This window comes from Streptomyces sp. ISL-11, assembly GCF_018614525.1.
In the GTDB taxonomy this organism is placed as follows: domain Bacteria; phylum Actinomycetota; class Actinomycetes; order Streptomycetales; family Streptomycetaceae; genus Streptomyces.
Map to the genome: position 1 here is coordinate 1 of NZ_JAGGOL010000079.1, position 6,700 is coordinate 6,700.

General features: G+C 74.3%; 5 protein-coding genes. All 5 read right to left on the reverse strand.

What is annotated here, in order from left to right; translation table 11 throughout:
• A partial coding sequence (locus J7E86_RS17725; RefSeq protein WP_215082673.1) for a zinc-ribbon domain-containing protein occupies positions 1–184 on the reverse strand: 184 nt, incomplete at its 3' end.
• 3 nt (positions 185–187) lie between these two features.
• On the reverse strand, positions 188–2,656 hold the full coding sequence (locus J7E86_RS17730) for a serine/threonine-protein kinase (protein WP_215082674.1): 2,469 nt from the start codon (positions 2,654–2,656) through the stop codon (positions 188–190).
• Entirely contained in the window at positions 2,649–3,986 is a 1,338-nt protein-coding gene (locus J7E86_RS17735) for a hypothetical protein (protein ID WP_215082675.1), read from the reverse strand. Before J7E86_RS17735 ends, J7E86_RS17730 begins: the two co-directional genes overlap by 8 nt.
• A 92-nt stretch (positions 3,987–4,078) precedes the next feature.
• The gene (locus J7E86_RS17740) at positions 4,079–5,128 is read right to left on the reverse strand and encodes a glutamate ABC transporter substrate-binding protein (protein ID WP_215082676.1); all 1,050 of its coding nucleotides are present in this window, start codon (positions 5,126–5,128) and stop codon (positions 4,079–4,081) included.
• A gap of 17 nt (positions 5,129–5,145) precedes the next feature.
• Positions 5,146–6,537 (reverse strand): hypothetical protein, encoded by a 1,392-nt coding sequence (locus J7E86_RS17745; protein WP_215082677.1) that lies wholly within the window; start codon positions 6,535–6,537, stop codon positions 5,146–5,148.
• Between the last annotated feature and the right edge of the window lie 163 nt (positions 6,538–6,700).

Genomic DNA, 6,700 nt, shown 5'->3' on the forward strand with positions numbered 1-6,700 from the left:
CGCTGCGGGCGGCCGGCCGGCCGTCGGGCGGTGCGACGAGCCAGTCGTCGGGCGGACTGCCCGGCACCGGCGGCGCCGCCGCCAGGTCGGCGCCGCAGCCGCCGCAGAAGTTGTCGCCCGGCTCCAGGGGCTCCTGGCAGACGGGACATGCCGTCAGCTGTGGGGGTCGCGGCAGTTGCGACATCGATCACACCCATGTCCTGGGGCGGAAACGGTTGGCCCGCTCCACCAGTTCGATCCGTTCCTCACCACGCTGGGCGAGCCGCGCCAGTACGCGGTACGAGCGCTCCAGCCCGAAACGCAGGCCGCGCTCCTCCAGACCGCTGCCGAGCAGTGTGGCAGCGTGGGCCGGCCGCGGCACGCCGGCCGCGCCCGGGGTGCCCGCGAGCACCCAGTCCAGCGCGCAGCCCAGCACCTCCGTGGCCAGCCGTTCCCGGCGCACCGCGTCCAGCCCGAAGTCCGCCAGCCGCTCCACCTGGCCGGCGGCGGCCACGAGGTCGTCCAGCAGCGCCTCCCGCGGCGAGCGCTGCCGCAGCCTGGCCCGTACCGCGGCGACGCGCGCCGCGGTGAAGTGGATGGAGGCCTCCGGCACGGAGTCCAGCGCGGCCACCGCGCCCGCCCGGTCGCCCGCGGCCAGCCGCACCCGGGCCAGCCCGAACGCGGCGCCGACGAAGCTCGGGTCGGTCGCCCACACCAGGTGGTAGTACTCGGCGGCGTTGTCGAGCTGACCGAGCACCTCCGCGCACACCCCCAGCGCCAGCTTCGGCGCCGGCTCGCCCGGGAACGCGTCGTAGACCGCGTCGAAGGACAGCGCGGCGGTCTCGTGGTCACCGGAGGCCAGCGCGTACAGCCCGCGGTACCAGACGATCCGCCAGTCGTCCGGATGCGCGGCCGCCAGGCTCTCCACCGCCTTCGACGTGAGCTCCGTCTCGCCCAGCTCCAGCTGCGCCCGTACGCGCCGCAGCCGCAGCTCCAGCGACTCCACGGGCGCGTTCCGCAGCGCCGCGTACAGCTCGGCGGGCTGCGAGGTCAGCAGGCCCGCGAGGAAGCCGGCGTTGGGGTCGCCCGGGTCGACGAGCGGCACCGGCAGGGCCAGCGCCGCGGCCGGGGTGTCGAGGGCGGCGACGGCCGGCGGCGACAGCGCGGGCGGCCCGTGGCCCGCCTCCCGCCCGGCCGGCGCGGCCGTCCCGGCGAACAGCCGGGTGTCCACCACCCGTAGCTCCGGCCCGAACAGCGTCGACAGCGCCGGCCGCGGCCGCCCTGTCTGGAGTGCCACGACCTCCCGCAGCACGCCCGTCAGCTGGTCCGCCATCTCCGCCGCGGACGCGAACCGCCGCCACGGGTCCGGGTCGGTGGCCCGGACGAGCAGCCGGTAGAAGGACTCGTAGCGGGTGAAGACCTCGATGTTGTCCGGGTCCGGCAGGCTGTCCGCGAAGACGTTCGTGTAGCCCTGGAAGTCGAAGGTCAGCACCGCCAGGGTGCGCGCCACGGTGTACAGGTCGGAGGCCACGGACGGGCCCAACTCGGCGACCTCGGGGGCCTGGTAGCCGACCGTGCCGTAGATCGCGCTGTCGTTGTCGTCCATCCGCCGGACCGCGCCCATGTCGATGAGCTTGAGCTGGTCCTGCTGCTGGATGGCGTTGTCGACCTTGAAGTCGCAGTACAGGAGATCGCGGCTGTGCAGATGGCCCAGCGCCTCCAGCGCCTCGATGCCGTACGCGCACGCCTGCTCGACCGGCAGCGGGTCCCGCCGGCCGTCCGGCTGCCGCCGCTCGTTGGCGATCTCCTTGAGGGACTTGCCGCCGACGTACTCCATCACGATGTAGCCGTCGAAGCTGCCGGTCCGCTGGTCGAGGTGCTCGACGAAGTTGTAGATGCGGACGATGTTGGAGTGCTCGATCTCGGCGAGGAAGCGCCGCTCGGAGACCGCCACCGCCAGCGCGTCCTCGTCGCCGGTGTCCAGCAGGCCCTTGAGGACCACCCAGCGGTCGGACACGGCCCGGTCGATGGCCAGGTATATCCAGCCCAGACCGCCGTGCGCGAGGCAGCCCGCGACCTCGTACTGCCCGTGCACCACGTCGCCCTGCCGCAGCTTCGGCACGAAGGAATAGGGGTGGCCGCACTTGGTGCAGAAGCCCTCCGTGCGCCCCGGCCGGTCGCCGCGCGAACGGCCCACCCGCGCACCGCAGTCGCTCTTGCTGCAGAACCGCTTGCGCTCGGGCACCTCGGGGTTCTCCAGGACCGCCGCCCGCGGATCGGGGCGCGACACCTCCGGCACGCTGACCAGCCCGGCGCCCAGCTTGCCGCGCCCGGAGGAGGCGGACGCCGAGCGGGAACCGCGCACCGACACCGAGGGGGCGCCCGCCGTGCCGTCCGTGCCTCTCGACAGCGACAGCCGCCCCGACACCGAGCGGCGCGAGGAGGAGGACCGCGACGACCGCGAGGACGACCGGGACGAGGAGCCCGAACCGGCCCCCGAACCGCCCTGCGAGGCGCTGTCCCGGCCGCCTGCCGCGACGCCCGTGGCCGGCGAGGACAGCGTCCCGCCCGGCGAGACCACCGGCGCCAGCCCGCACGTGTCGCAGTACAGCTCGCCGCCGCCGACGTCCTCGTACGAACCGGCGCAGCCCGGCCGCTGGCAGGCGGCGTCACTCATGATTCCCCCCTACGTGGTCGCCGGGCCCCGGGGTCCCGGTCGCGGGCCGCGGGGCGAGTGCCTCCGCCAGCGCCTGCTGGTAGCGCAGTACGAGCTGTTCGGCGGCCATCAGATCGCACGGGGCGCTCCACAGCATGCGGCGCGCCGCGTCGTAGCGCTCGGTGAGGAACGTGTCCTCCGCCAGGCCGTGCCGGCCGGTCTTCGCCTTGTAGGCGTCCAGCCGGCCGCGCAGCTCGGCCCGTACCGCCAGCGGCGCCGTGACGGCCGTCAGCGATTCGCGGGCGCGCAGCAACTCCTCCTCCGACCGCTGCTCCAGGCTCTCCAGAAGCGGCGACAGCCGGTGCCACCGGGCGTGTCTGCGGTGCTCGGCGGCGGCCGCCAGCTGTTCGTACAGCGCGGTCGGCGGGCCGGAGACGGCGGGCACCACGGACGCGGCGATCTTGGAGAGGACCTCCATGCGCGCCTGGCGGGCCTCGTTCAGCGTGCGGTCCGCGCGCGAGAGCACGTCCCGTACGCGCATCAGCCGCTGCTCGGCGTCCTGCCGGACGTCCAGGACGGCCTCGACCTCGCGCCGTACGTCCTCCAGGGCACGGGCGGCGCGGTCGTAGCGGCCGGTGTCGGGCCGGCCGCCGCCGGGTGCGGAGCTCGGCGAGGCGCCGGCCCAGAAGGCGAGCGGATCGGATATCACCTCGGCCCGCAGCGACGCGAGCTCCTCGGTGATGCGCTCCAGGTCGTCACCGGAGGGGTGCTCACCGGGCCGCACGCCCACCGAGTGGGCCAGGGAGCGGGTGCGCCGCAACTCGGCCGCCAGCAGGTCGATACGGGCCGGCAGGGCGGACCAGACGGCGTCGGCGGTGACGACCACGTCGAGCGCCTGTGCGTACCAGCCGTTCATCCGTTCCAGGAGCTGCTGGAGGCTGAGCTGTTCGCTGAGCCGCGCGGCGGTGCCCGTGGTGCCCAGCGGGGCGTACGAGGTCGTGGTGCCGTTGCCGGGCAGGGTGACGCCGCTGCCGCGCAGCAGCTCGGTCAGGCCGGACAGCTCCGCCTGGGTGGGCCAGCGGCGGCGGCCGCGCAGCTCGCGGGCGGCGGTCAGGGCCGCGGTGTAGGCGTCGAAGCACGTCCACAACTGGCCGATGAGCTGTTCGGCGACCGCCCACCTGTTCTTGGTGACACCGGTGAGCTCCGCGCCTTCCAGGAGACGGCGGCCGGCGTGGTCCTGGAGGGCGAGCAGGGAGGACTCGACGGCCTCGTGCTCCGCGCCGAGCCTCGCCAGTGCACGGTCCACCTCCTCGCGGCTCAAGGCCGGCCCGGTGGGCCCCGCGACCGCCATCGATCCCCTCTCCTGTCCGCGGCCGTGCCGCGGACGTATCCGTAACGGTGTTGCTCGTCAACGGGTGACGGGCGCGTGGCGTTCCGTCGCCGTCAGTCCCGGTACTTGGGCGCCGGCGGTGCGGTGATCCCCTTGAGCCCGAGTGCGAGCCAATTGCGGTACGCCCGCATCCACGGGCTGCCGTCGCCGCCGCCGCGGTAGTCCTCCAACACCTTGTTGACCCGGCGTACCAGGTCCTCGTCCTTGAGGTTCATCGCCACGCCGTAGGGGGCGTCGGTGAACCGTTGTCCGACGAGCTCCAACGACCGGTCCTGGGCCACCTGGCCGGCCGCGAGAGCGTTGTCGGTGAGCACGGCGTCCGCCTGGCCGAGCTGGACCCGCACCAGGCAGTCGAGCTGATTGGGCACGGCCAGCAGGGACGCGCCGTGCGGCTCGTCCTTCAGGACGGTCTCCGCGGTGGCCCCCTTGGCCGCACAGACCTTCTTCCCTTTCAGCGTGTCGTCGAACGCCTTGATCGATGAACCCTTGGGAGCCAGCAGTTGCAGCCCGGCCTCGAAATAGGCCGTGGAGAAGGCGACTTGCCGGATCCGGTCACAGGTGATGGACATGGTGCGCGCGATGATGTCCACCTTGCCCTTTTCCAGGGCGGGTATGCGCTGGCTGGTGGGGATCGTCAGAAAGGTGACCTTGTCGGCGTCGCCGAGGATGTCCTTGGCGATGGCACGCACCAGGTCGATGTCGAAGCCGCTGAGCTCGCCGGTGGCCGGATCGCGGTAGCCCCAGCGGTAACTGTCCTGGTCCACACCCGCGATGAGCCGCCCGCGGTTCTTGATCCGCTGCACGGCCGGGCCGTCGACACCCGACGGCCGCAGACTCGCCTCCGGATCGGCGCACTTCGCCGCCACGGCGGCGTCGGCCGTCACGGCGTCCGCGGACTTCGCGCCCGCCACGGCCCCGGCGGCCGGTGCCCGGTCCGTCCGGCCCGCGCGGTCCGGCGCCGCCACGGCGGCGGTCACCGCGATCGCGCACACGGCCGCCGCGACCACCACCGAGACCGGGCGCGACAGCCCTTTCGGCCTTCTCGGTGCTCCGGCCGTCGCCCGGACCTCCCGGGTCCCTTCCCGCGCCTCCGGCGTCCGCATGGCCCCGCCTCCCCCCGTCACCGGTACTCCGACAGTCTGCGCCCGATGCCCATCACCGCGCCCGCCGCCCCCAGCACGCCCAGCACCGCGGCCCCGGCCGCCAGGCCGGAGAGTGCCCCGCGCCCGTCGTCGGCGGCCCGGTCGAACTCGCGCTGTTCATGGGCGAGCGCCCGGCTCAGCTCCTGGTCCACGCGGTCGAAGGACTCGCCCGTGCTGCCCTTCTCGCCGATCACCTTGGGCAGGGCCTTCTCGTACAGCCCGCTGTCGTCGGCGGCGCGGGCCTCGCCGTGCCGGCCCTGCCATTCCCGTACGTCCCGGATGGCGGCGTCCACCGGGTCCCGGCCCGCGGGGTCGTCGGCGAGCTTGCGGGCACGCTCCAGCAGGGTGCCGGGCGAGGGCTCGCCACTGCTGCTGCCGCCGCCTATGAGCTTGCGCATGCCCTCGCCGTAGGCGGCCTCGTAGGCGTCGTCGCCGTTCTTGGTGAGCACGGAGCCGCGTGCCACCAGGGTGAGGTTCTCGTCGCCGCGCGCCTGGAGGGAGCCGATCCGGGCCTCGTTGAGCACCTGGAGGGACTGGGCGCCGTGGGTGAAGGAGTCCTCGAGGTCCGAGCGGGCCACGGCGTGGCCGACGACCAGCCACAGGAGCACCACCGTGGCCGCGGCGGTGCCGGCCAGCATGCCGTGGTTGAAGACGCGGTGGGTGCGGCGGTACGTGCGGCGCTGAGCCCAGCCGAGGACGGCGAGGGCGAGGACGCCGGTGGCCAGTGCCGCCCAGGGCCAGGACTCGGCGTCGGCGTAGTCGGAGCCGAGGCGTCCGGTCTCGGCCTCGTAGAGCTGGCGGGCGGCGGGCAGCAGTTCGGTGCGCATCCGGTCGCCGGCGTTGCGCAGATAGGCGCCGCCCAGCGGCAGCCCCTGCCGGTTGTTGGCGCGGGCGGCCTCCACGAGGCCGGTGTACTGGGGCAGGAGTTCGTTGAGTCTGGTGATCTGCCGACGGGACGTTTCCGAGCCCTCGGTGTTGGCGGCGGCCTTCACCAGCAGCCGGGACGCCAGCGCGACGTCCTTCTCGTACCGCTGCCGCACCGCGTGCGGTTCCTGGCCGCCGGCGAGGAAGCCGCTGGCGGCGGTGGTGTCGGCGTCGGCGAGGGAGCGGTAGATGTCGGCGGCGTCGGCGCTCAGCGGCTGGCTGGTGCGGACGACGGCGTCGGCGGCCGCGGCCCGGTCGGTGACCTGCCAGGCGGTGACCGCCCCGAACGCGACGAGGACGGCGGCCAGTACGGCCCCGATGATGCGCAGCCGGCCCGGCTCGGTGGTCGCGGCCGCCCGCAGGCGGTCGGCCGCCTCGCGCCACGCGGCGGGCCGGGCGGGCGCGGGCGGCGGCGCGGTGGCGCCGGCCGGCGGCGGATGTGACACGAGACCTCCCCCTTGGTCGCGATGGGCGGCCCGTCTCCCGGTGCGGCGGGGTAACAGGCGCACGGCCGGAAGTATGGCCGGAGGGACTGGAAAAGACACCGGTATCGATGCGATCTTGTTCGGGTGGCGGACTGGGGCGGAGGTCGGGCAGTCTGCGTGCGAC